Origin of the sequence: Flavobacterium sp. LM4, assembly GCF_002017935.1 — a bacterium.
GTDB classification, from domain to species: Bacteria; Bacteroidota; Bacteroidia; order Flavobacteriales; family Flavobacteriaceae; genus Flavobacterium; species Flavobacterium chungangense.
Genome location: NZ_MUFW01000001.1, coordinates 567,478 through 593,947, shown reverse-complemented (window position 1 = coordinate 593,947; position 26,470 = coordinate 567,478). Strand labels below are relative to the sequence as shown.

The window sequence follows — 26,470 nt, the reverse complement described above, 5'->3', positions numbered from 1 at the left end:
AGAATCGGTTGCAAACGCCACCTCTATGCTTTTCGATTTATGTAGGTACTCGTTGCAAACGAGCACCAGATTGATTATGGTAATTTGATGATTTTTTTAAGTTATTTATCTTTATCATTAACTAACGTCTTTATAAGTTTCCCTCTTTTATAAAACTCGGTTTTAAGCAGTTCAATTTTTTGAATAATTTGAACATCTTGTCCACTAAACACTTCTGAAACAGTTCCAGAGATATCTTTTAGAAATTCTTTTTTTATCAACTCATTTTTTAAATTATAATAACTTAGCGTTTCTAATCTTGTTATTTGCGATTCACCATTGCTTTTACTTTCAATATAATTTAATTTTGACCATTGGTATTTTTTACCAGATCTATAATATTCTGTTATTTCATTATTTTGATTATCCTTTGGATATTGAAATGCTCTATGTTCTCGTTGCAAGCTTGTAATAAGTTCTCCTCTTTCATCAAAGCCATTTTTTTGTTCTATGGCATTTCCTTTTTCATCAACACTAACACTAATTTGAAAAACTATTTTTCCTTTTTTAAATTTGTAAATTGATTCGTATTCCTTTTTTGGATTGTTTTTTTCGAAATTTGTTATGACAATTTCATCTCCATTTATTTCTTCTTTTGAAGATAATCTTACATTTTCAATAATAGTATCTTTAATTTTATTCACTAATATACCATCTCTATAATTCCAAACTTCATTTTTGATTTTTTTTGATTTTGTATTGCCATAATAAATAATTGTTACTGCTCTACCGTTTTCCATAGTATCAATTAAACGATAATTTGGACAATCAGCGCAATTTTCTTTGGATTCGTTATATGAAATTTCGAGAGGCGGTTTATAGGGTGTTGCTTCAGCGTTTATTTCATTAATATGTGTTCTACAGCTAATTAATAAGCAAAAAAGTAAACAAAAACACTTATTTATAATTCTCATAATCGTTTCTCATTATTATTATTTGATGGCTCAAAAATTTATTTTTCTTTGCTGAATCTTTTCCTTCAGATAATATTTGACCATAATCCATTATGTTTTCAGTACTTTTATAATTAAAATATAAATAATTAGTTGCTATGACTTGCCATTCTTTTTCTAACTTTAATTCTAAATAATCATTATATATTTTTAACTTGTCTTCATAAGTTAGATAGTATTCTGAATCAAATTCAAATAAGTCGTCAATATTAATTAAAGTTAATCGATTTAAAGCTAATTTATTCGCTTCTAGCTCCTTGTCTAAAATAGTTTTTTCTGTTTGATTTATTTTTAAATTGTTATTTAAAGTATCATTAAATTCAGCTTTAGAAACTTTTTTTCCTGCTATTGAATAGGATGGATACTCTTTTTTATCATTCACTTTATTGGTGTAAAACTTAATTTGTTCATCTCTATACTCTATTTTTCCGACCAGATAGCTATTAGTATTATTTAAGCATTCTTCTAAAGTCTGTTTTTTGATAAAAAATTTCGTAAAAGTATTAAGTACTTTAGATTGATTTTTTAATGGTTTAGCATTTAAGTTTGTCTCGCTTATTTGATTAGATGTTTTTTCTTTAATTATTTCTTCTTTGCACTTCTCTATTTTATTTTTATAAGATTTAATTTCATTTATTTTATCCGTACTTTCTTTTTTTTCGGCTTCTTCAAAAAAAGTATGTTCTAATCCCAACATATGACCCAATTCGTGTGCATAAGTACTTTTAGATTCGATTCCATTTGCACTTACAAATAGTCCATAATGATTAATTGGTAACATTCTACTAAATGCAGCTACGCCTGCATTTGAACATTCCAGATCAGACAAAATGATTATACCACCAATATATTTAGTTTTTAATTTGTTTTGATATGAAGTAATTGTAATGTAGTCTAAATTGTTTGAATAAGTTTTATATTTTTTGTCTCCATTTGAATCAATTCCATCTTGTTCTTCATAATTTAATAATAATTGACCTTCTTGTTGTTCAATGTTAAATTTTTCTTCACCGTTTTTATCCTTTACTAGAGTATACTTTTTTTTGTTTGCATCTACAGAAAAAAGCTTTCTTTTTGTCCATTCTTCCTTGTCAAACGCATATAAGTAATCGTCTAAATTAGTATCATCTAGACTTTTAAACATAGATTCATTTTCTATTTCTACCTTATATCCAGCTTGGTTTAGTGAATTTTCATTTAGATAATTAGCAATTTTATTATCATTAAATTTTTTAAATAAAGCCTTAGCTTTCTCATTTGGGTTACCATCTGATGAAACTAAAGCAATTACTCTGAATTTCAATTTCAGTTCGTTGTTTTCCATCATTATTAAACCTCCCACGGAGTTAGAACCTGTGATTGGATTACTATGTTTAAATTCGTATTTTTTTTCACTTCCTTCTTCTAAACATTTTACTTTGAAATCAATCTTTCCTGCCTTAGTTACTTTTATCTTGGCAGTCTTACCTTCTTTCTCTCCGCCGATGATGTCAAATTCATAAAATTCATCACCGGTTATAGTAATTACATCATCTTTTATTTCGCCTTGCCAAAGGATGATTTCGGCACTTAATGTTATTTCCTGATCACACTTAATTAAAGCAAATGGAATATCAATATGCTTACTTACAGGATTGAAATTATAATGATCCTGAATAGCATGTTTTGCTCCTATCGGATCTGTACTTGTTGCAACAATATCTCCTAAATCTGGATTAGCTGGATCTTTTTTATAGAAATATTCTACCTCTGAAAAAGGTACACCTTGTATTTTCTCTATCTGTTTGGTTTCTGGATCTACATCGACCCAATCAAAACCGAATTCTCCATTGTAATTGTCATTTAATCTTACTTTTACATATAGATTTGTTATTTCCAAAGGTTTTGCAGTTTCTGGTTTATCGCCAAATGTTGTGCCTCCCTTAGCTGTAAAAGTCGATTTCCCACCTACATTTTCGACATAGTTTCTGGTGTACAGTACATATTCCTCGCAAATTTCTGTATTCTTGCCTGATGATCTGTAGATGGTCATAATTAAAACATGTTAGATTTTTCAGTTGAATTGATTTTGAACTCACCTTCTGTATGGACATTTTTATTTTTCTCAATATTCATTTCGTGGCTTTCGTGGTTATTTATAATTTTTTTAGATTGAGATTTTCTTTCTCCGATCACATTTTCAAATAATTTACCGGTCACATTTACCATATAATCAACTCCAATGGATAGTGTATGCATCAGACCTACAGTGGTAGATTTATCACCTCCGGCACTTTCAGAAATATTCATTCCGGCGTTCACACTAATATTTTTACTTGCTGACAAATTAATATCTGCAGCATTCACAGAAAAAGTTTTTGGCGCATTCACATCAATATTTCCCTGACCATCCATTTTCCATGTATTGCCGCTTGGATCTTCAATCAAAATACTTCCTTCACCATCGTTCAAAATAATTTTAGTTCCTGAGCGGGTGTGAATCGCCTTGACATTGTTTTTGCCATCAGCATAACCGCTGGTTTCACTGCCATTATATTGTGCTCCCAAAACATACGGATTCTGTGCATTGCTTCCTTCAAAGCCTACTAAAACCTCTTCACCAATTTCGGGAATAAAGTAAAATCCTTTTCCTGAACCTGAATGTGGCTGTATCATTCGTAGCCATTCACTTGAATTGTTTCCACCTGCCCAGTTGAACTGTACTTTTACACGCCCTAATCCTTCCGGATCATTGTTGTCTTTTACTTTGGCTGGCTGTGTTTCGGCTTTAGCAAATACATTGACGTCTGTATAATGTGGTGCTGCAACATCTGCCGGAATGGCCTTGAAATTACAGGCATAGTTTCCATGAACTTGCGAAAGGTGTGTCACTTCTGTTACAATAAGTTCGTGTTCTACAGTCTGGTTTACGATGCTGAAAACCTGTCCAAGCCCTAACGGAAAATAAGATATTCCGCTGTAATATACACTATTGGCATCACTTCCTGCAGTCTGCAATTTGACCATTTCTTCGATTTCTTCACTGCTTTGGGCGTTGGTGGTATAAGCTCCATTATTAAGATCGTTTTGGGTAACGGTTCCCTGGTTATGTCCTACAACAGCAGAGAAGCTGTCTTTACTTCCTGAAGAGGTTCTTGCTGCCGAGTTACGAATATTGGCTGCACCATTGTAATCATACCCTCCCAAAGAAATTTTATGGGAAGCCATATTGGTCTGGATTTTAAAACCATGCAGCGAAGATCCGTTGATGAGTTTTATTTTACTGGTTTTAGTCTGTCCGAACTGCATTCGCATTCCGTCAAAATAAAACCATTGCCCGTAACGACTGGCCAATCTTTTTAAGAAATCAAAATTGGTTTCATTGTACTGTGCCATATATTTGAATTCCTGAAGATAGGTAGATTTTATAGCATCTCTTTCGTAAAACTCTCCCGGACCTTCTGCTAAAATATCCAGTACAATATCATTCATACCTCTTTGCTGGTAGGTTCTTGATTTTTTCATGTCATCCAGAACGATAGTATGGCTAATACCTGTAACATGTAATCCTTCGGCACTGCCATGAAGATCTATAGAAGATAATTCTATTATGATTCCTTTGCTCATCAACCGGATTCCGGTGAGGCTTTTAAAGGTAAAGATAACTTCATCTCCAAGATACGTTCGCAATGCCTTTGCCTGATCTGCCGGATTTATGATCGCCTTGCCTGTATATTGCCATACAAAAGAAAAATGATGGTGATCGGCCATCTTTTGTGACAGTTCTAAATTATGATAAACAACATTTTGGGTAAAGCTCCCTATGCTGATATGTACCTGTTCTGAAAAATGTCCCATAACTATTTTTACATTAATTATTAAGTAAGATTTTTTTGTAAAAATAGAATTTAAAATTACTTTGACAATTTTTTAGCAAGAATTTCGTACACTTTACAACAGACAAATTGCAAAGTATAATTACTCCAAAAAGTATTAAAAAGGAAAATATAAACATAAAAAAACCTCCCGAAAATTTTACTTTCCGGGAGGTTCAGTCCTACAACTATTAATATAAAAAATGATATTATTTCCAGCCACCGCCTAAGTTCCTGTAAACATGAACTGTTGCGTTTAATTGTTCTTTTTTGGTGTCTATCAATTCCAGTTTTGCTTCTAAGGCATCACGCTGTGTCATCAAAACTTCAAAATAATCTACTCTGGCAGATTTAAACAAATCATTAGAAACATCAATTGATTTATTTAAGGCATCTACCTGCTGTGATTTTAAATCGTATCCTTTTTGCAGGTTATCAATTTTTGAAAGCTGATTGGAAACTTCCAGATAGGCATTCAAAATTGTACGATCATAATTATACAAGGCCTGAAGCTGTCTTGCATTGGCACTTGAAAACTCTGCTTTGATGGCATTTCTGTTGATCAGCGGTGCAGCCAGATCTCCCGCTAATGAATACAAAATAGACTCCGGAAACGTAAACAAATACGAAGGATTAAAGGCCTGTACACCCACCGCAGCTGAAATATCCAGTGATGGATAGAACTCGGCACGAGCTACTTTTACATCCAGTTTTGCTGCTGCCAGTTCTAATTCTGCTTGTTTTACATCGGGACGGTTTTGCAGTAATTGCGAAGGAATTCCGGAATTTACGGTAGCCGGTACCAAATCGGTAAAATTGGTTTTCTCCCTTTTAATTTCCTGCGGATAACGCCCTAACAAAAAGTTGATTCGGTTCTCAGCTTCTTTTATCTTTTGAAGAATGTCGAATTCCATACTTTTAGAAGTCAAAACCTCAGCCTGAAATTTTTGAACAGCCAATTCTGTTGCTCTTGCCGCTTCTTTCTGAACTTTTACAATTTCCAAAGCATTGGTTTGGAGCTGAATGTTCTGTTTTACAATATCCAGTTGACTATCCAAGGCTAACAGTTCATAATAATTGTCAGCGATTTCGGCAATAAGATTAGTTACTACAAAATTCTTTCCTTCAACCGTGGCTAAATATCGGGTTACAGCCGCTTTTTTAGAATTGCGCAGTTTTTTCCAGATATCTACTTCCCAGTTGGCATAAGCAGCAATCGTAAAATCACCAAGCGGATCCGGGGTTTCTTTGCCGGGTTTAATTTCTGTGGTCGCATCTCCGGCACCCTGACTGGTATAACGGCCCACTTTTTCAACTCCGGCTCCGGCACGCACACCAACTGTTGGCAGGTAAGCCCCTTTTTTGATACGAATATCGTTTTTGGCTATTTCAATTTCCTGAAGCGTAATATTTAACTCCTGATTGTTTTTCAGGGCGACATCAATTAAATCTGTCAGGTTTTTATCTTTAAAAAAGTCCTTCCACGCAATAGCTGACGTTGAGGTTGTGTCCTGAGTTTTGGCATAACCAAAAGATTCAGGAACCGGTTTGCTGGCAGTTGACACCTCCGGAGCGGGAGCCTTACAGCTTATTGCAGCAAGACAAATACTTGCTGCAATACTGTATTGATATAATTTAAATTTATACATGATTGTTATCAATTTCTTCAGTTAATGGATTTTCTTCTTCATGTTTCACCAATTTGTGTTTCTCGGCAATTTTACCAAAAATGTAATACAATCCCGGAATCACAAATACTCCGCAAATAGTTCCAATAAGCATTCCTCCTGCCGCTGCTGTACCAATGGTTCTGTTTCCAATTTTACCCGGACCGGTTGCAAAAGCAAGCGGTAATAATCCGGCGATAAACGCAAATGAAGTCATCAAAATAGGACGGAACCTGGCTTTTGAGCCTTCCATTGCAGCTTCCAAAACTGATTTTCCTGCGGCATGCCTTTGAATCGCAAACTCTACAATCAGTACGGCATTTTTACCCAGCAGTCCAATAAGCATTACCATGGCAACCTGAGCATAAATGTTATTTTCTAATCCGGTTAATTTCAACAGAAAGAAAGCTCCAAAAATACCCGCCGGCAACGAAAGAATTACTGATAATGGCAAAATGAAACTTTCGTATTGCGCTGCTAAAACCAAATAAACAAATCCTAAACAGATTAAGAACACCCAAATGGCCTGATTGCCCTGCGCTACCTCATCGGCAGAAATACCTGCCCAGTCGATATCATATCCTCTCGGTAATTTTTTGGCCGCTACTTCCTGAATAACTTTGATAGCCGTTCCTGAACTATATCCTATAGCAGGACCACCACTGATTTCGGTTGAAGTATACATATTATGACGCGTAATTTCTGAAAGTCCGTATACTTTTTCCAGTTTCATAAAAGCTGAAAAAGGAACCATTTCATCCCGGTCATTTTTTACATACAATTTTAAGATATCATCCGGCTGAGCACGATATTCCGGTGCCGCCTGAACGATTACTTTATAGTTGATTCCGTATTTAATGAAACTAATTTCGTAGTTACTCCCTACAAGCGTTGATAAAGTGTTCATTGCATTTTCGATCGAAACGCCTTTTTGCTGTGCCAGATCGTTATCTACTTTCATCATATATTGAGGAAAACTCGCACTAAAGAAACTGAAGACGTTTGTTAATTCAGGACGTTTGTTCAGTTCTTCTACAAACTCTTTGTTAACTTCTTCCAGTTTTTTGAAATCGCTGGTACCCGTTTTATCCAACAGACGAAGTTCAAAACCTCCCGCTGCTCCGTATCCGGGTACTGCCGGCGGCTGGAAAAATTCGATATTGGCTCCCGGAATGTCTTTCGACTTTTCTTCGAGTTCGATCATGATTTCCTGTACAGATTGTTTACGGTCGTTCCAGTCTTTTAAGTTGATAAGGCAGGTTCCGGCATTCGCTCCTGTACCTTCCGTTAAAATTTCATAACCTGCCAACGATGAAACCGATTTTACACCTTCTATTCCTTCTGCAATTTTTTGTAATTTCTCTGCAATATTGTTTGTTCGCTCTAATGATGAACCTGGCGGTGTCTGAATAATAGCGTAGAACATTCCCTGATCCTCATTCGGAATAAATCCGGAAGGCACTGTACTGCTAACAAGCCATGTTCCGGCACAAAACCCAACAAGTGCAATAATCGTAACAGCTCTTCTGTTTACAATTTTTGCCAATACATTTTGGTATTTACCCTGAGCCAGGTTAAACTTATTGTTGAAACCATCAATGAATCTGTTTACCGGTGTTTTCTTTTTAGGCTTACCATGATTATTTTTCAGCATCATCGCACAAAGTGCAGGCGTTAAAGTTAAAGCCACAATACCCGAAAGTATAATTGCAGTTGCCATTGTAATCGAGAACTGTCTGTAGAAAACCCCCACAGGACCTGACATAAACGCAACCGGAATAAATACTGCCGCCATTAAAAAAGTGATTGCAATAATAGCCCCCGCAATTTCGTGCATCGCTTTTTTTGTAGCTTTAAATGGCGACAGATGTTCTTCTTCCATCTTGGCGTGAACAGCTTCGATAACCACAATCGCATCATCGACGACGACTCCAATTGCCAGTACCAGTGCAAATAAAGTAATCAGGTTAAGCGAAATATCGAAGAAGGTCATGAATACAAAAGTTCCAATCAGCGAAACCGGCACCGCAATTGCCGGGATAACGGTAGAACGCCAGTCTCCCAAGAAAAGAAATACTACTAAACCTACCAGAATAAAGGCTTCTATTAAAGTATGAATTACTTTTTCGATAGAAGCATCAAGGAATTTAGAAACGTCATACGAAATTTCATAATCCATTCCTTTTGGAAATTTGGTTTTGATTTTTTCCAGTTTGGCTTTTACATCTTCAATAACCTGATTCGCATTACTTCCAAAAGATTGTTTCAATACGATTGCTGCAGATGGTTTTCCATTTAAATTGGAATAAATATCATACATCGAGCTTCCAAATTCTACAGTGGCAATATCTTTTAAACGTAAAAGTTCTCCATTAGGATTAGATCTTACTACAATATTACCGTATTGCTCCTTAGTTGTAAAACGCCCTGAATACTTCAATACATATTCGAATGCCTGAGAACGTTTACCGGAACTCTCTCCCGTTTTACCGGGCGAAGCTTCTAAACTCTGGCTTGATAATGCTTCCATTACCTCTTCGGCTGAAATTTTATACGCCAGCATTCGGTCAGGCTTTAACCAGATACGCATAGCATATTCACGTGTTCCTAAAATATCTCCCGAACCAACACCGTTTACCCTTTTCAATTCTGACAGGATATTGATATCTGCATAATTGTAAAGGAACTTCATATCAGTATTTTTATCGTTACTGTAAAGGTTCACATACATCAGCATACTTGGAACCTCACGGGTAATTTTTACCCCTTCCCTAACTACCAGAGGAGGAAGTTTATTGGTAACCGATGCCACACGGTTCTGAACGTTGATAGCTGCCTGATTTGGGTCTGTACCTAAATTGAATACCACCTGAATACTGGCTTCTCCGTCATTTCCGGCATCAGATGTCATATATTTCATTCCCGGAACACCGTTAAGGGCGCGTTCCAACGGAATAATAACCGATTTGATCATCAACTCACCATTCGATCCCGGGTAATCTGCTGTGATATTAACCATCGGAGGTGAAATCGAAGGGAATTGGGTAATAGGTAAACTTATTACCGACAATATTCCTAAAAAGACAATTACCAACGATATAACGATCGACAGTACAGGTCTTTGTATAAATTTATTAAACATTTAAATATCTTTTAATGATTAGACTAATTGGAATGTTTCAAGTTTCAGGTTTAAAACTCAGCGTAAAACTTTAAAAACCTGAAAAAACTTAAACAAAACTTACTCCGCTTTTAATCGTAAATTTTTGATCACCTTTTGAGGAGCTATATAACTGTAATTGATCTTATCATCTTCTTTTACTTTCTGAACACCTTCAAGTAAAATTTTATCATTTTCAGTTATTCCACTGCTTATCACATACAAATCCGGAATTTCGCCTGTAATCGTAATTTCTTTTGAACTTACCTTATTGTTTTTGCCTACAACAAAAACATATTTTTTGTCCTGAATTTCGTAAGTTGCTTTTTGCGGAATTACAACAGCATTCTTCAAAGGAACCAGCATTTGAACTTTTCCGGTTTCTCCGTTTCTAAGCAGTTTCCCGTTATTAGCAAACCTTGCTCTAAAAGCAATATTTCCGGTTTCATTATCAAATTCACTTTCAATAAGTTCTACTTTACCTTTGTATTTAAAAGATTCACCGTTTGCTAAAAGTAAGTTTACTGTGTTTTCGGCACGGTCTTTCACATTGGTTTGATATTGAAGGTATTCCGGCTCCGAAACGTTGAAATAAGCAAACATCTGACTGTTGTCTGAAAGGCTGGTTAACAATTCGCCTTCGTCAATAAGACTTCCTAATTTTAAAGGAATTCTATCAATCGTTCCGTCAAAAGGAGCTCTGATTTCTGTAAAAGACAAATGAAGTTTTGCCAGAGCAACCTCAGCTTTTGCTGATTGCACTTTGGCCAGCGCTACTGCCTGTTCGTTTTTAGAAACAATATTCTTATCTGCCAGTGTTTTGGCATTTAGCAATTCAATTTCAGCTGCTTTCTGTTCTGCCTGTGCTTTAAGCAGTTCAGCTTCATACATTTTCGGCATGATTCTGAATAGTATCTGGCCGGCTTTAACAAACTGACCTTCATCAACATAAATATTTTGCAAAAACCCTTTTTCCTGGGCACGGATTTCGATGTTTCGTACAGAGCGAATCTGCGAAACATATTCTTTGGTAAATGAAGTGTCAATTCTAACCGGATTGGTAACCGTGAATTTTTCCGCTTCCTCTTTTTCTTCTTTTTTAGACGTACAACTGGTTAGGCACACCAAGGCTATTAAGCCTGCTAATACAACAATTCTCTTCATGATTTAAGTATGGAAATTAAGCGATTGAATGTGGGAATGCAAAAATTCCCTTAAAAGTAAAAGCACCAGTAACCATAGTCAGAACAGAACTGTACCATGAAAGAAGTAAAAAAATATACATCTATGAGATATGAATGCTCATAACTCAGGCAACTGATGTATAATATTTATCAGATTCTTAAAACGCGCTGCGTAATATAAATAGGATTTGAATTGCCGCAGAAGGGCACGAAAAATTTGAAGTGGCTGTGATAATTAACCGTAATTTGATCTGAGAACGTCAAATACCAATTATCAAGCAGACTGTAATTTGCAGTAAAAACTTTATTTGTTAAACCGTTTTTAAGAGCATCACCGGAATATTCCTCATCCAGATCCAGATCGGCTTCTTCTATAATAGAACTTCCCTGCTCCTGACTGGTATATTTTATATGGTGTTTGTGCCCGTAAGTATGACCAGAATTTTGATGTGTACCCGCACTTAGATATTGCCCTCCGCCAAACAGAAGGAAATTCATAAATACCATAAATACAATTATTCTTTTCATATGGGTGCGAAAGTAAGCAAAGTATCAAAACAAAAAAAGAAATTTTAATAAGGTTTAACAACTAAAAACAACGAAAACGTTTTCTATTGCGGATATAAAACGTAACAATTTAATTTTCAGATTTTATTTGTAAATAATAGACGATGTTTTTGATTTATTTCGAGATTTAATTTTGATTTTACGGCTTTGCAGGCTGCCAACACATGATAGTTTTTTTAAACGCATTATTAGATGTTTTTGACATATAATTTCAAATAAAGGCGACATTTAATAGATTCTATAATCAAGGAATATATTTTAATACCAAATATTCCCTCATTCTTTAAAAATTGATTACTTGCATTGTACAGAAAATTTAATTTTTAATTTCCATTTTTTTAAGTAAAACACCTTCTCTTAGAAAATAAATATTTCTATATTCGTCACATATTAATTTAACCCCAAATTAGTTTTTATGAAACACGTATTACTTACTTTATTTTTTATGGCGACCTGTTCTGTATGGTCACAATCTGCAACTGCCTATTTTGACAAGGCAATGAAAAAAGCCGAAGCAGGAAACACTAAAGGCGCTATTGCAGACTATACGAAAGCAATCAGTATGAATTCAAAATTTGTTGAGGCTTATCAAAACAGAGGTGTTGCCAAATACAAGCTCAACGATTTAGAAGGAGCTTTAGCCGATTTTAGCAAAACAATCGAATTAGACAACATGAACGCTGATGCCTTTACCGGAAGAGCTAACGTTAATTACAAATTATTAAAGTATCCGGAAACTATAAAGGATTGCTCTTATTCCATTATGTTAAATCCTAAAGATTATGTTGCTTATAACCTTAGAGCTTTAGCTTATAACAAATCAGGCGACAAAAAAAATTGCTGCAAAGATTTCTCTAAAGCCATTGAATTAGGCAGCCAGAGTGCAATAAAAAACAGAGCTACTTTTTGTAAATAATATAGTAGCTGAAAAATATTCCTGAGCAATCTGTAGAATTCAAATTTTACAGATTGCTTTTTTTGTAAAAAACGCATATCTCCAGCCTAAAAAGATAGTATTACATTTGCTCAAAATAAAATAAATGGCTCTCTTAAGAAAAATAAATAACAAAGCCCAAACAGATCAAAATTCGGGTTTCGGTACCAATGCAAATAGTTATGGCGGACGTTTTGTAAATAAAAACGGAACCCCGAATATCGAGAAAAGAGGTATGCACTTGTTACGCCGAATCAGCTGGTACCATACCATGATTGATATGCCCAACTGGAAGTTTATGCTCATTCTGTTTACATTTTACATCGTAATCAATTTTATTTTTGCCGTTCTGTATTACGCAATCGGAATTGAGCATCTTGATGGAATTGCACAATCTCAAAGTGTATTGACACAATTTGGACAGGCATATTTCTTCAGTGCCCAAACTTTTACCACTGTTGGTTATGGACACATCAGTCCAACGGGATTTTTCACGAGTGCACTTTCAGCTGCCGAAGCTTTGATTGGTCTTTTGAGTTTTGCTATTGCTACCGGTTTATTTTTTGGAAGATTCAGTAAGCCAACTGCATTTTTAAAGTTTTCGCACCATGCGTTAATTGCTCCTTACAAGGACCATAAAGGTTTAATGATTCGGCTTGTACCTTTTAAGAACACCAATTTTACAGATGCCAAAGCAAAAGTAACCCTTGGAATGACGGTAGAAGAGAACGGAATAATGACCAATAAATTTTACAATCTTGATTTAGAATTAGACAGAATTAATGCTCTTTCGTTAAGCTGGACATTAGTTCACCCCATTACAGAGAACAGCCCTGTCTATAATTTTACCGAAGAAGATTTTAAGAAAATTCATGGTGAAATTTTGGTATTCATTACCACTTTTGATGATATGTTCAGTAATACTGTCGCTGCCAGAACCTCATATACTTTTAATGAAATTATATATGGCGCCAGGTTTAAAACCATGTACAACCGAAGCAAAAATGGCTCAAAAACAATTTTGCATTTAGACTTGTTAAACAGCTTCGAACGAGTAACTTTCTAATATTTTATCATTTTAAACACGTTAGTAAGGTTATCTCAGTTTTTATTCTATTTTTGTTTATCCCAATACTACGAAATGATAAACAATATAAAAACCGTTTTCAGCATAAAAGATCTTGAAAACTTATCCGGAATAAAAGCACATACCATTCGCATATGGGAAAAAAGATATAATGTTCTTGAACCTATGCGAACAGATACCAATATTCGACTATACAATTTAGCCAGTTTACAAAAGCTGCTAAATATTACATTACTTCACGAATATGGGTACAAAATATCTAAAATAGCCACTTTCCCTGAAGAAAAAATACCGCAGCTGGTTCGTGAAATTATTTCTATGAAAAATTCACAGAACTATGCTATCAATTCCTTTAAGATGTCTATGATGAATTTCGATCAGGAAATCTTTTTCAACACCTTTGACTGGTTAATTTCTGAAAAATCATTTCAGGAGGTTTTTAAGGAACATTTTCTTCCTCTCTTAAAAGAATTAGGGCTATTATGGCAATCGCAAACTATAAGCCCGGCAAATGAACATTTCATGAGCCATTTGATCAAACAAAAAATATTAATTTATACAGAAAATCTTCAAATCCTGAAACCCACCAAAACTGATAAAGTTTTTGTGCTCTCCTTACCAATGAATGAGATTCATCAAATAGGATTGCTGTATCTTCAATATGAAATTTTACTGCAAGGATATAAAACTATTTATTTAGGCGAAAGCATGCCTATCGAAAACCTGCAGGACCTTACCAAATATTTTAATACAATCACTTTTGTGACCTTCATGACTGTTCAGCCGGACCGAAACATAGTGAATCAGTATGTAAAAACAATGGAACAAAAATTATTACTTAAAAGCAATGAAATCTGGCTTATCGGAAAAATGACAGAACATATTGACAGAAGAAACTTATCTGAAAGAACCTATGTTTTCGATTCTATGGAAGAAACAATTAATAAAATATAATTTTGTTTAAAGTTTTTGTACATTTGTTAAACAAATGAAAAAAACTATCTCCATAATAGGTTCTGGATTCTCTGCTTTAGCAGCTTCGTGCTACCTTGCACAACAAGGGCATGAGGTAACAATTTACGAAAAAAACGATTCAATTGGTGGCCGGGCAAGACAATTTAAAAGCAATGGCTTTACCTTTGATATGGGACCAAGCTGGTATTGGATGCCGGATGTTTTTGAACGTTTCTTTAACGACTTCGATAAAAAACAATCTGATTATTATGAGCTTATAAAGTTAAATCCGGCTTATCGGGTTTATTTTGGAATAGGTGATTTTATTTCTATCCATGATAATCTTGAGGCTATAAAATCGACTTTTGAAAACATTGAAAAAGGTAGTGGTCAAAAACTGCAAAGTTTTATCAATAGCGCCAAAAGCAATTATGATATCGCGATAAAAGATTTAGTATATCGTCCCGGAGTTTCTGCTCTGGAACTAATTACACCAAAAACGATTTTAAAACTTAACCAGTTTCTTAGCAACGTCAGTTCTGATATTCGAAAAGAATTCAAAGATGAAAGATTAATTCAGATTCTGGAATTCCCGGTTTTGTTTCTGGGCGCTAAACCTTCGAAGACGCCTTCATTTTACAATTTTATGAATTATGCCGATTTTGGTTTAGGAACCTGGCATCCTAAGACCGGAATGTTTGATGTGGTTCGTGGTATCGAAAAATTAGCCTTGGAATTAGGAGTAACAATAAAAACGAACTCTCCTGTTGAAAAAATAATTATTGAAGACCAAACCGCAACCGGAATCATAATTGACGGAAAAAAAATTAAATCTGACATCATTTTAAGTGGTGCCGATTATCACCATACCGAAACTTTACTCGAAAAACAGCATCGTTCTTATTCTGAAACATATTGGGAAAGCAGAGTTTTTGCCCCTTCATCTCTTTTATTTTTTGTTGGTTTCGATAAAAAAATAGAAAACATTACCCACCATGCTTTATTTTTTGATGTCGATTTTAACCAGCATGCAGCTGATATTTATGACAATCCAAAATGGCCTGATGCGCCATTATTTTACGCTAATTTTCCATCAAAAACAGATGAAACTGCTGCACCTGAAGGAATGGAAACCGGGTTTTTCCTAATTCCGCTTGCACCGGGAATAAATGACAGTCAATTGCTTAGAGAAGAATATTTTGCAAAAATAATTAATCGATTTGAGCAGATTACGCAACAAAAAATTAAAAATAACATTATCTTTAAAAGATCATTCTGTAAAAACGATTTTGTAACAGATTACCATGCTTACAAAGGAAATGCATACGGAATGGCAAATACCTTATTACAAACTGCTTTTTTGAGGCCAAAACTAAAAAGCAAAAAAGTTCGTAACTTATATTTTACAGGACAATTAACTGTTCCTGGACCAGGGGTTCCGCCTGCTTTAATTTCAGGAAAATTAGTTGCTGAGTTAATTCAAAAATCACTTAGATCTTAAAAAATGAAAGCACTATTCGACGCCGTTTCTTTTAAATGCAGTAAGCTAATTACACAAAATTACAGCACCTCATTTTCGCTGGCAGTTAAAATGTTATCGCCCAGCATTCGCGATGCCATTTACAGCATTTACGGATTTGTACGTTTTGCAGACGAAATTGTCGATTCTTTTCATGATTACGAAAAGGAATATCTTATCGATGATTTCGAAAAAGAATATTACAAAGCCATGCAATTAGGAATTAGCCTGAATCCTATACTTAACTCTTTCCAGCACACTGTAAAACAATACAATATCACAGACGATTTGGTTCAGGACTTTTTAAAAAGCATGAAACTTGATCTTATAAAATCAACTTACAATTCACAGGCTGAATACGAAGATTATATCTATGGCTCTGCCGATGTTGTTGGCTTAATGTGTCTGAAAGTTTTTGTAAAAGGAAACAATCAAAAGTATGAACAGTTAAAAAATGAAGCGATGCGATTGGGATCAGCTTTTCAAAAAGTGAATTTCCTGAGGGATTTAAAAGACGACAATTTGGTTTTAAACCGAAATTATTTCCCGGGAGTCGATTTGAATTCATTCGATGAAAATGCAAAAACTGCTATCATCAACGAAATCGAAGAAGATTTCAAAGTTGCCTATCAGGGAATTGTGAAGCTGCCTATGGAAGCAAAGTTTGGTGTTTATACGGCATTTATTTATTATAAAAAATTGCTTAAAAAACTAAAAAACACACCGTGTTCAGAAATTGGGAATTCAAGAATCCGCGTTTCTAATTACACCAAAGCCGGACTTTTAGCGCAATCTTTTGTAACTTACAAACTGAAATTGGTTTAGGTTTTTTAGTTGTTTTGTCATTCCGACGAAGGAGGAATCTTCACAAGAAACTCCGTAATCAAAGGTTATAATCTTTGTCGATTTTGCAACGGAGATTCCTCCTCTGTCGGAATGACAAGATTGAGTGAAGTACTGAATTCAAAACCTTTAGAGTTAATCTTTTATCATTTAAAGCTTAATCCTAAATTTTTTAAACAATAATTTTAATAAATCAACAAATACAAAATGATTTCTTTTTTAATCTTTTTAGGTGTGTTCCTGTTTATGGAATGTGTGACCTGGCTCACGCACAAGTACATTATGCACGGATTGATGTGGTATTTTCATGCCGACCATCATCAGCCCAAATACGAGCACACTTTTGAGCGCAACGACATCTTTTTTGTCATTTTCGCCATTCCGAGTATTGTTCTCTTTTATTTTGGAGTGCAGGGTGGGTTAAATTATTTGTTTTTTATAGCATGTGGCATCACGGCATACGGAATATGCTATTTTATGATTCATGATGTGCTAATTCATCAGCGTTTTAAATGGTTCAAAAATACCAAAAACAAATATCTGATCGGATTACGAAAAGCACATAAAATTCATCACAAACATTTAGGAAAAGAGCATGGAGAATGCTTCGGAATGTTATTTGTCCCTTTCAAATATTATAAAATGTAGTATAATTTGGGCGTTCCCCAAGTGTCGGGTTTTCCGTTCCCGCTTTTTTGTGACAGGCAGACCTTAACGATAGCGACAAACGAAATAAATGCCTGCCAAAAAAAGAGCTCCCCTACAACCCCTAACGCAACCGTATTTCAGGAACTATACGTAAATAATTGTATTTATGAAATTATACAAAATAGAAACCGAACAACTTATAAACGCCAGTGTTGAAGAATGCTGGGATTTTTTTTCAAGCCCAAAAAACCTTCAAACCATTACACTTGACAACATGAGTTTCGAAATTCAGGATTTTGATGGCAAACGCATGTATCCCGGACAAATTATAACCTATACTTTAAAACCGCTTTTAGGAATCAAAATTAATTGGGTTACTATTATTACAGTATGCAAGGAAAACCAATACTTTATAGACGAACAGCGCTTTGGACCTTATGCTTTATGGCATCACAAACATTTTTTTGAATCAACAGAAAATGGAGAAACAAAAATGACAGACATTGTCCATTATGCGTTGCCATTAGGAATTTTAGGCCGTTTTATGAATACATTGATAGTAAAAAACAAACTGAAAACCATCTTTGATTATCGTCGAAATAAGATCGAGGAATTGTTCAATTCGAAATTATAATTACAGATTTTAAGTTTAAACACATAGAAACATAGATTCTCTTAGTGGTTAAAGGCGTTTCACTTGTATGAAAACACATAGCTATGTATTTAGTAATGTGTTTCTCTTTTATACCCTTTTCAGGAAATTAAAATCTATGTGCCTATGTGTTAAAAAATATTCAGTAAAAACTCATACAATGGCAAAACAAAAAGTTACTCTTTTCTGGTTCAGACGTGATTTGCGTTTAGAAGACAATACCGCATTATTTCACGCGTTGCAATCAGATTTTCCTGTGATTCCTCTTTTTATCTTTGATGATGAGATTCTGCAAAACCTTCCTAAAGATGATGCCAGGGTAAGTTTTATTTATGACTCACTTGAAAAAATAAACAAGGAACTTAAAACAATTGATTCCTCACTTTTAATCAAAAAAGGAAAAACATTTGAAGTATGGAATTCGCTTATTGCCGAATTCGACATTCAAAATGTTTTTTTTAACAAAGATTATGAACCGTATGCCATCAAACGGGATCTGGCCATTGGTAAAGTATTAAAGCAAAATAATATCGAATCGTTTTCTTTCAAAGATCATGTGATTTTTGAAGAAAAAGAAATCACAAAAGCGGACGGGCTTCCGTACACGATTTACACGCCCTACAAAAACAAATGGCTGGAGAACTATCATCTTTCCGGGCAAGCACCTGAATATGACACCAAACCATTATTGAGCAGCTTTGTAAAAAAACAATTTCCATTTCCAGAATTATCACAAATTGGTTTTGAGATAAGTACAATAAAAGTACTTCCTCATAACTTAACCCAGATTGGGAATTATAAGGAAATTCGTGATTTTCCTGCTTTAGATGGAACTTCTTATTTGTCTCCGCATTTGCGTTTTGGAACGGTAAGTATCCGAAAATTGGTGAACTGGGCGAATCGTAAAAACCAGACTTTTTTAAGCGAACTGATCTGGAGAGAATTTTTCATTCAGATTCTCTTTAGCTTTCCGAAATGTGTCAATCATAATTTTAAGTCAGCTTATGATGGAATTCAATGGCGCAATAACGAAGACGATTTCAAACGCTGGTGTTCCGGAACTACCGGATATCCTATGGTGGATGCCGGAATGAGACAACTCAATGAAACCGGTTACATGCACAACCGCGTGCGTATGGTAGTGGCTAGTTTTTTATGCAAACATTTACTCATTAACTGGCAATGGGGAGAAGCCTATTTTGCAGAGAAATTATTAGATTTTGAATTGGCCTCCAACGTAGGCAACTGGCAATGGGCTGCTGGAACTGGCTGTGATGCTGCGCCGTATTTCAGGGTTTTCAATCCGGAAATTCAACTGAAGAAATTTGACGAAAAAGGAATCTACATACGCAAATGGATTCCTGAATTTGATTTTGGTTACAATGAGCCTATGGTTGATCATGCTTTTGCGAGAGATCGTGCGATTGCTACTTATAAAGAGGGGATTATTAAGTAACGTTTCAAAACTAATCTGTAACTGGTAATCAGATAATTTCGAGTTCTTTTAGCTTGCAATTATGCCAGACGTTTTTGAGCTTGGAGAAGTTTGGGTTTATATTGCACCATTCCATTCAGACTGAAGTCAAATGTAATAACATCTTTGCATTATAAACTTAGTCAAAATTTGTTAAAACATCTTATTAGAGGTGGCTTATTTTGTACGCTTTATTTTTGTTGGATTTTGTCGCGTATCAAATATATCAAAAACTTCAATTCTGTTTTTCTCTAAGTTTACCCAATAAATGATTTTATAATTTTTAAAAACGAGATAGCGAAAATCTCTAGAGTCTTTGTCCAGTAATTCTTCTTCTTGTCCAATAGTTGGATTCTTTTTAAGTTTCGCCGCTTCTTTTGTAATTCCAAGAACAACATTTCTTGCAACATTTAAACTTGCCTCTTCTTTGTAGTAATCGAAGATATTTTTTAGTTCTTTTTTTGAAAAATCAGTCCAATAAATTTCTAATCCCATTTTTCTATTTCGGAAATTAATTTACTGTTCTCGGTAAGTTTTCCATTTTTAGAATCTTCTGTTGATTGATCAATTCTTTTCTGAAACTCTTTCATTGTCATTGGTTTCAACTCAAAACTATTTTGGGTTTCTTTCTGTAATAGTTTTTCTAAATGAGAAATTGCTTTCTCACTTTCTAGTTTGAGAAAATCTTTTATAAAGTTTAATTTTCGAGTTTGCAAATCCATTTTTTCTGTCTTTCTTTTTTCAAAATTACAAATTAACTTTGAACGATTGTTTTATTTTATACAGATTTTGCCAAAGCTTACCCTCAGGTCTAGCACTACAGCGGGTTTTGAAGTAAATTAAGCTCTATTTTCGGATTTGCCAAATCATACCAAGTACAAGACCAACTTTCCATTAAGCCAAATGCCCAAATCCGTTGTAGCGTGTGTTGTAGGCAGTTTTTATTCTTTTGTTAAATAGTAGAATTCTCTTTCTAAATCATATTTCATTCGTTCAATACTTCTTTTCATTTGAAAATACGGTAAAATAGTAATTAATGATAGAAGCATAAACATAATTGGCATTCCGAATTCTGATTGATTTTGATTTCCATTTTTTAGAAATAGTATCAGTGCAAAAATCATAACGCCCCAAAACAAAATTAAAAAGCAATAAAAAAATTTAAAAAAAGAATCGAATCCAATAATTTCTATTTCAATTTTCGTTTTGGCATTTAGCTCTTTAAACTTGCCATATGCAATAGTATTTACTTTTGTATTGTTTGAACCGCCCAATTTTCTGCATATTTTAAAACCCTTATTGTCAATTTTACCTTTAAATATTTTTTTAGTCGAACGAAAACCTTCTAAAATATCATAATTATCTTCGTCAACAAAATTTTCAATTTTTTTTACTAAATCATTTATGTTAATTGGTAATTCTATAATGAGATTATCAATTAACTTTATTTTTTTTAAAAATTCAGTCATAAATTTATTTTCAATTCTGTTAGTTCTTTTTTAGAAAGTTTTGCTGTAAAATTGCATACAACGTCAATCTGTGAAAAAACTTCCGTTGATTAGCAACAAATATAGGGAAGTATTGTTTAAAAACAGGATTTTTCGTATTTTTCGTAATGCAACGTATACAAGGAGTTTCCCGCCAACAAATGCGTTTTTCAAGTTTAGAAGATGCAATATCTGCCGATAATCAAGTACGTTTTATAGATGCTTTTGTAACCTTTTTAGATTTGGAAAAACTTGGTTTTGCAGTTACTTCTATTAAATCAGAAGGTCGACCGAGCTATAATATCAAAGTGTTTTTGAAAATCTATTTATACGGCTATCTCAATGGATTAAGAAGTAGCCGCAAACTGGAAAAAGAATGTTTTAGAAACATTGAAATGCAGTGGTTGTTAGAAGACATTCGACCGAACTACCACAGCATATCTGATTTTAGAAAGAACAATCCTGCAGCATTAAAAAACTTGTTCAAACTCTTTGTCGTTTTCTTGAAAGATGCCGATTTAATAGCAGGGGAAACCATTGCTATTGATGGAACTAAAAGCCGAGCGCACAATAGCCGTAAAGCTAATTTCAATCAAAAGAAAATAGATAAACATTTAGAGTATATCGAAATCAAAACCCAGCAATACCTTGATGCTTTGGAAGAAAATGATGCAAAGCATAACCCTGAAAAAATCAAAAACATCAAGCAGAAAATTGAACGTTTAAAACAAAACAAAATCCGCTATGAATTACTGGAAGAAAAACTAGAAGCAAGTGGCGAACCTCAAATAAGCACCACCGATAGTGATGCCAGAGCCCTATTAGTGCAAGGGCAAGTGGTTGAAATCTCATTTAATATGCAGGCTGCAGTCGATGCCAAACACAATCTTGTGGTAGCCACTCATACGATCAACAAGAACGATCGTAGCGCTTTATCTGCCATTGCCATAGAAGCCAAAGAAAATTTAGGAATTGAAACTTATACTGCATTAGTGGACAAAGGCTATCATAATGGCAAACAAATAGAAATCTGCAAAAAAGCGAACATCACTACAATTGTAGCACAGCCCGAACAGGGGAAAAATAAAGAAAGGATAGCTGAGGGTTATTTGATCTCGAAGTTCCAATACGACCAAACCACCGACACCTATACTTGCCCTGAGGGAGAAACGCTTAAAACCACAGGTCACTGGCACAAGAAAACTGATAGCGATAGTTATGAATTCAAGAGATACCGAACATCCAAGTGCAGGGAGTGTCCCGTAAAGCAGTTATGTACCAGCAGAGTGGCTGGACGAGATATAGACCGCAGTCAATATGCTGATGCCGTAGAAGAAAACAACAAACGTTATCACGCAAATCCACAGCTCTACCGCAAGCGTCAGGAAATCAACGAGCATATCTTTGGGACTATCAAACGGCAATGGGGCTATAATCACACTAATTTAACAGGATTGGAAAAAGTAAACGGAGAACACAGCTTAATTATGTTGGTCTATAACATCAAACGCAGTATCAATATACTGGGCGTTCCCGAACTTATTGCAAAACTTCAAAAATGGAATTCACCCTACAAGGCAAAAGTCTTGTTTTTACTAAAAACGAGTTATTTAAAGCTTCATACAACAACTAATTTTTATCCCGAGAAATTAGCAGCCTAAAAAAAGTGATTCAATATAAGGCTTTATTTGAATTACAGTAAAGTAAAATCTAGAGGTTTTAACTGGAAAAGGAGGTTTTTTCACAGCCTGACGTTCTCGCGCTACAGCGGGTTTGGGACTAAATTAAGCCCTATTTTCGGATTTGCCAAATCTCCCAAATACAAAACCAACTTTCCATTAAGCCAATTGCCCAAATCCGTTGTAGCGTGTGTTAGTGGTAGTGTTTATTTATTCTACTAATTTTGTATAAAGAATTAAAAGTTTATTCCAATAACCGTTTTTTAGTTTGATTTTGGCATAATTAGATTTTTTTATTTTTTCAAAACTATATTGAGCTACATTAATTACAGTTTTAGATTCTCCAATTTTAACAGTTATTTCATTTGCGCTTCCGCTTCTGTTTAGACCTTCTTTTTTTTCAAGTATTAATGCTGTAATTTCGTATTCTTTACTTGTTGATAAATGTTCATTTGTGAAAATGAAAATCGCTAAGAAAATAGAGCCATAAGTGAAAAATTTTTGAAAATAAATTTCTATAAATGAATAATCATTTTTTTCATATGCTTTATCTATTTTATATAATAATATTGTAAATATTAATCCTATAACCGTATACAATTTAAATATGAAATCTAAACCAATAATAACAAATAGGTTACATTGTCTTATTGAATAAAAGAAGCATAAACTTCCAAAAAAGCCAACAATACCTTTCCAAATTAAAATTGAGTTTTCTTTTTCCTTTTCACTTTCTGAAAAATGAAATTGTTGTTTATGTTTAATAAAAATGTTTTTCATTAAAGTACTCTAATTTGTTTATTTTTAGGATTCTGCGGTAACATTCTAACTAACGTTTTATAGATATCTAAAAACTAAATGGTTATAAAGTTAAAATCATCGACTTTGAATTGATGTTTTTCCATTTGTTTTTGTATTCTTTTTTGTACCGTTAGTTTTCTTTTTTCGTCTAAATATAAGTAATTTTCTGGATTATAGTATGAGGTATTTTTGACAATCATATTCCAAATGATTATACCTAATTTTCTTGCTGTTGCACTTATGGCAGACACTCTTCCTTTTCTAAAATTAATTCGATGAAAAAAGTCTCTCAAAGGTGTTGATTCTTTTAAATTCCCGATGGCATTGGCAGCATTTCGTAAGGCTATTTTCAAGCGATTACTCCCTTTTGGCACGCGACTGCTGAGTACTTTTCCACCGCTTATTTTATTGTTTGGAGTAAAAAATGCCCAAATTGCTTGTAGCGTGTGTTGGCGTGTGGTTTTTTTTTAAGCCTATTTTTCGAACTTTTTCTGTTTTTTTACCTCTTCTTTCAAAATTTGGATTTCTTCTTTCGGCTCTTTAATTCTTATACTTATTTTTTTATATTTCCATTCAGTTCCATTTTTGTCAGCTGAAATATCCATTTTTCCTTTTCCTTTGCTTCCTTTTACTCTTACTGATAACTCAACTGAATTATTGTTGTTTGAATATATTGCATTTCCTTCTAAAATTGCTAATTTATCAATTGGCTCTATTTCTCCAATAACTTCAAGAACTCTTTGATTAGTTTTTACTTTTTCAATTGCTTTTTCATAAAGTGAATTATCAGAATATGCTTGAGCAATATCAGTTACATTTCCGTCAATACTTAAACTCAAGATTAACCAAAATAAAAGCAAAAAAATTAATGTTAAAGTTGGTAAAAACCATTTCCAATTTTTCCCCCACCAACTTTTCTTAACTATTAATTCATTATCCATATTTTGTATTTTGATTTGTTTTTCAATTATTTTTCTGCGAAATTTTAGTTCAAACTACCCGCCAACGTTTTGCCGCTTGGCCTTTACTTTGTAAAGCATAAATTTTGTAAATTTCTCAAAGGAAAGCAGAAGTGAACTACGCGCTTGGCCAGACTCATGATCCATACCTCGCATTAGTCTTCTGCTCCTCCTTGAGTTTTGTTGAATGGCTTCAAATAGAATGATAGACAACGGGTCTAATAAAGGCTTTAAAGCAAATTCAACTTTTTATTTCACTTAAAATCAAATGTATGAAAAAGTATTTATTTTTTGTAGGGATTGATGTTTCTAAGTCAAAATTAGACGTCACTTTTCTTGAGAAGCCATTAGGAAAGAAAATAGTTCACTTTGTGGTAAGTAACGACAACAAAGGAATTAAAGAGATTGTAAAGCAGCTAAACAATCGAAAAATTGCTTTAGAAGAGGTGTTGATCAGCTTTGAAGATACGGGTGTTTATTCACTTCCTTTGGGATGTTATTTGACACGGTACAAGATCGATTATTGGATGATTCCCGCCATTGAAATCAAACGCAGCAAAGGAATCTCCAGAGGGAAAACTGATAAAAATGACTCTAAAGATATTGCATTTTATACCTTAACACATTTGCACAAGTTGCGATTAACACAGCTTCCAGAGTTATCATTAATGGAACTTAAATTACTTTTTACAGAACGTGAAAAACTACTTAAAAGCTTGCGTATCATTGGAAGTACCAGTGAAGGAATCGGTTATATTCCCAAAGAAGCTATGGGTGATGTTTTAAAAATTAATAAAGTAGTTATTAAACAACTTCAAAAAGCAATCGAAAAAGTAGAAAGGAAAATGAAAGAAATCATTCAATCCAATGAGCAGCTCAAATTGCAGAACGAGCTCATTCAAAGTATTCCAGGGGTTGGGCCACAAACTGCCTTGTATATTATCTTAGTTACCAAATCGTTTCAATCCTTCGAAAACTGGCGACAAGTGGCTTGTTATGCTGGAGTGGCTCCATTTCAATACAGTTCTGGAAGTTCTATAAAAGGAAGGACAAAGGTCAATCATCTAGCAGATAAAAAACTAAAATCGTTACTGAATATGTGTGCTTTAAATAGCAAAAAACACGACGCGGAACTCAAACAATATTATGCACGGAAAGTAGGCGAAGGGAAATCGAAAATGTTGGTTTTAAATAATATAAGATGCAAACTATTGGGGCGAATTTTTGCAACTATTAACCGCGGAACACCTTATGTAAACATTCAAAAATTTGCAGCATAATTTTAGCGTTTTTTACTTGGATTTTGCCATAGAATGCGAGGTTGCGAACTTCGGAACCGATTATTTTCTATCAAAGATAAAATTTCTTGCGAGAAGTAAACGTGAATTTACTACAAAATTCGCAATCTTGCCAAACGCCTGTTAGCGGATGGCTGAATTATTTATTATTATTTTTTCATTCAATTTTTTATTCATTTTTTTCAACTCATTTAATTCTGAATCGTCTCTATAAAATAAAGTAACAATAGATAGAAATATTGAAAGTACTGCCAAAATAATTGTAATGATATTTAAACGAAAACTTATTTTTCCAGATTTTTCATTCTCATCATTTAATCTTTCAACTTGCTTTAAAAACTTAGCTTGATTTCTTTTACTTAATTCTTGATACCCTAAATCTATAATTGTATGATAGTAACTTGTCCCTAAAGACACATTAGAAGATCTAGAGTATTTTCTGATATTCTCACTATTTGTCTCTATTATTTCCAAAATTTCTGAATCAGAAAGTTCTTGAGGATAAGTTTTTGGTACTTCGTTCATAATTTTATTTTTTTTAACCGCTATTTATAACAGCTTGCCGCTAACGTCAGTCTGTGAAAAAACCTCTTCAAATTTAGAAAGTATTCGGAGAGCTACCGGAGAAAAATCTCAAATATGAGATTCTCAAGACGTTGATTTTAGTTTTTTCACAGCCTGACGTCAGTCTGTGAAAAAACTTCCGTTTTG

General features: G+C 34.0%; 24 protein-coding genes. 10 read left to right on the top strand and 14 right to left on the bottom strand.

Annotated elements, in window-relative coordinates:
• Nucleotides 1-101: 101 nt before the first annotated feature.
• From BXU10_RS02640 to BXU10_RS02610, 7 genes are all read right to left on the bottom strand, one after another.
• Nucleotides 102-953, bottom strand: coding sequence for a hypothetical protein (locus BXU10_RS02640; RefSeq protein ID WP_078225987.1), 852 nt, complete (start codon nucleotides 951-953; stop codon nucleotides 102-104).
• Entirely contained in the window at nucleotides 937-3,024 is a 2,088-nt protein-coding gene (locus BXU10_RS02635; protein WP_078225986.1) for a M43 family zinc metalloprotease, read from the bottom strand. The genes BXU10_RS02640 and BXU10_RS02635 overlap by 17 nt, the downstream gene beginning before the upstream one ends.
• A 2-nt stretch (nucleotides 3,025-3,026) precedes the next feature.
• Nucleotides 3,027-4,829, bottom strand: a complete 1,803-nt coding sequence (locus BXU10_RS02630; protein ID WP_078225985.1) for a type VI secretion system Vgr family protein — start codon at nucleotides 4,827-4,829, stop codon at nucleotides 3,027-3,029.
• A gap of 226 nt (nucleotides 4,830-5,055) precedes the next feature.
• Nucleotides 5,056-6,495, bottom strand: a complete 1,440-nt coding sequence (locus BXU10_RS02625) for a TolC family protein (protein ID WP_078225984.1) — start codon at nucleotides 6,493-6,495, stop codon at nucleotides 5,056-5,058.
• Nucleotides 6,488-9,655: an efflux RND transporter permease subunit gene (locus tag BXU10_RS02620; RefSeq protein WP_078225983.1), complete on the bottom strand. Its 3,168-nt coding sequence runs from the start codon at nucleotides 9,653-9,655 to the stop codon at nucleotides 6,488-6,490. The genes BXU10_RS02625 and BXU10_RS02620 overlap by 8 nt, the downstream gene beginning before the upstream one ends.
• A 99-nt stretch (nucleotides 9,656-9,754) precedes the next feature.
• On the bottom strand, nucleotides 9,755-10,837 hold the full coding sequence (locus BXU10_RS02615; protein WP_078225982.1) for an efflux RND transporter periplasmic adaptor subunit: 1,083 nt from the start codon (nucleotides 10,835-10,837) through the stop codon (nucleotides 9,755-9,757).
• Between the two features lie 170 nt (nucleotides 10,838-11,007).
• Entirely contained in the window at nucleotides 11,008-11,385 is a 378-nt protein-coding gene (locus BXU10_RS02610; RefSeq protein ID WP_031457356.1) for a hypothetical protein, read from the bottom strand.
• Between the two features lie 454 nt (nucleotides 11,386-11,839).
• Between BXU10_RS02610 and BXU10_RS02605 the strand changes: the two genes are divergently transcribed.
• From BXU10_RS02605 to BXU10_RS02570, 8 genes are all read left to right on the top strand, one after another.
• Nucleotides 11,840-12,340, top strand: a complete 501-nt coding sequence (locus tag BXU10_RS02605; protein ID WP_031457355.1) for a tetratricopeptide repeat protein — start codon at nucleotides 11,840-11,842, stop codon at nucleotides 12,338-12,340.
• 124 nt (nucleotides 12,341-12,464) lie between these two features.
• Complete coding sequence (locus tag BXU10_RS02600; protein WP_031457354.1) at nucleotides 12,465-13,424, top strand: ion channel; 960 nt, start codon at nucleotides 12,465-12,467, stop codon at nucleotides 13,422-13,424.
• Nucleotides 13,425-13,499: 75 nt separating this feature from the next.
• Complete coding sequence (locus BXU10_RS02595) at nucleotides 13,500-14,399, top strand: MerR family transcriptional regulator (RefSeq protein ID WP_031457353.1); 900 nt, start codon at nucleotides 13,500-13,502, stop codon at nucleotides 14,397-14,399.
• A 34-nt stretch (nucleotides 14,400-14,433) separates the two neighbouring features.
• The gene (locus BXU10_RS02590; RefSeq protein ID WP_078225980.1) at nucleotides 14,434-15,900 is read left to right on the top strand and encodes an NAD(P)/FAD-dependent oxidoreductase; all 1,467 of its coding nucleotides are present in this window, start codon (nucleotides 14,434-14,436) and stop codon (nucleotides 15,898-15,900) included.
• Between the two features lie 3 nt (nucleotides 15,901-15,903).
• Nucleotides 15,904-16,743, top strand: a complete 840-nt coding sequence (locus BXU10_RS02585) for a phytoene/squalene synthase family protein (RefSeq protein ID WP_078225979.1) — start codon at nucleotides 15,904-15,906, stop codon at nucleotides 16,741-16,743.
• Nucleotides 16,744-16,968: 225 nt separating this feature from the next.
• Nucleotides 16,969-17,409, top strand: coding sequence for a sterol desaturase family protein (locus tag BXU10_RS02580; protein ID WP_078225978.1), 441 nt, complete (start codon nucleotides 16,969-16,971; stop codon nucleotides 17,407-17,409).
• A 166-nt stretch (nucleotides 17,410-17,575) separates the two neighbouring features.
• On the top strand, nucleotides 17,576-18,043 hold the full coding sequence (locus BXU10_RS02575; protein ID WP_078225977.1) for an SRPBCC family protein: 468 nt from the start codon (nucleotides 17,576-17,578) through the stop codon (nucleotides 18,041-18,043).
• A 178-nt stretch (nucleotides 18,044-18,221) separates the two neighbouring features.
• Nucleotides 18,222-19,517 carry a deoxyribodipyrimidine photo-lyase gene (locus tag BXU10_RS02570; protein ID WP_078227895.1) on the top strand — a complete coding sequence of 432 codons (1,296 nt, stop codon included), beginning with the start codon at nucleotides 18,222-18,224 and terminating at the stop codon, nucleotides 19,515-19,517.
• Between the two features lie 195 nt (nucleotides 19,518-19,712).
• On the opposite strand, the gene BXU10_RS02565 is transcribed toward BXU10_RS02570, so the two are convergent.
• The 3 genes from BXU10_RS02565 to BXU10_RS02555 form a co-directional block, all read right to left on the bottom strand.
• On the bottom strand, nucleotides 19,713-20,030 hold the full coding sequence (locus BXU10_RS02565; RefSeq protein ID WP_078225976.1) for a type II toxin-antitoxin system RelE/ParE family toxin: 318 nt from the start codon (nucleotides 20,028-20,030) through the stop codon (nucleotides 19,713-19,715).
• On the bottom strand, nucleotides 20,021-20,257 hold the full coding sequence (locus tag BXU10_RS02560; protein ID WP_078225975.1) for a hypothetical protein: 237 nt from the start codon (nucleotides 20,255-20,257) through the stop codon (nucleotides 20,021-20,023). The genes BXU10_RS02565 and BXU10_RS02560 overlap by 10 nt, the downstream gene beginning before the upstream one ends.
• 219 nt (nucleotides 20,258-20,476) lie before the next feature.
• Entirely contained in the window at nucleotides 20,477-21,004 is a 528-nt protein-coding gene (locus BXU10_RS02555; RefSeq protein WP_078225974.1) for a hypothetical protein, read from the bottom strand.
• 146 nt (nucleotides 21,005-21,150) lie between these two features.
• On the opposite strand from BXU10_RS02555, the gene BXU10_RS02550 reads away from it, so the two are divergent.
• Nucleotides 21,151-22,683 carry an IS1182 family transposase gene (locus BXU10_RS02550; protein ID WP_078225973.1) on the top strand — a complete coding sequence of 511 codons (1,533 nt, stop codon included), beginning with the start codon at nucleotides 21,151-21,153 and terminating at the stop codon, nucleotides 22,681-22,683.
• A 228-nt stretch (nucleotides 22,684-22,911) separates the two neighbouring features.
• On the opposite strand, the gene BXU10_RS02545 is transcribed toward BXU10_RS02550, so the two are convergent.
• From BXU10_RS02545 to BXU10_RS02535, 3 genes are all read right to left on the bottom strand, one after another.
• Nucleotides 22,912-23,481, bottom strand: a complete 570-nt coding sequence (locus tag BXU10_RS02545) for a hypothetical protein (protein ID WP_078225972.1) — start codon at nucleotides 23,479-23,481, stop codon at nucleotides 22,912-22,914.
• Nucleotides 23,482-23,555: 74 nt separating this feature from the next.
• Nucleotides 23,556-23,855 carry a hypothetical protein gene (locus BXU10_RS02540; RefSeq protein WP_189328048.1) on the bottom strand — a complete coding sequence of 100 codons (300 nt, stop codon included), beginning with the start codon at nucleotides 23,853-23,855 and terminating at the stop codon, nucleotides 23,556-23,558.
• A gap of 120 nt (nucleotides 23,856-23,975) precedes the next feature.
• Entirely contained in the window at nucleotides 23,976-24,443 is a 468-nt protein-coding gene (locus BXU10_RS02535) for a cytochrome c oxidase assembly factor Coa1 family protein (RefSeq protein ID WP_078225971.1), read from the bottom strand.
• Between the two features lie 290 nt (nucleotides 24,444-24,733).
• Between BXU10_RS02535 and BXU10_RS02530 the strand changes: the two genes are divergently transcribed.
• Nucleotides 24,734-25,741: a transposase gene (locus BXU10_RS02530; RefSeq protein ID WP_078225959.1), complete on the top strand. Its 1,008-nt coding sequence runs from the start codon at nucleotides 24,734-24,736 to the stop codon at nucleotides 25,739-25,741.
• A gap of 141 nt (nucleotides 25,742-25,882) precedes the next feature.
• Here BXU10_RS02530 and BXU10_RS02525 read toward each other — a convergent pair whose 3' ends face one another.
• Nucleotides 25,883-26,284, bottom strand: coding sequence for a hypothetical protein (locus tag BXU10_RS02525; protein WP_078225970.1), 402 nt, complete (start codon nucleotides 26,282-26,284; stop codon nucleotides 25,883-25,885).
• Between the last annotated feature and the right edge of the window lie 186 nt (nucleotides 26,285-26,470).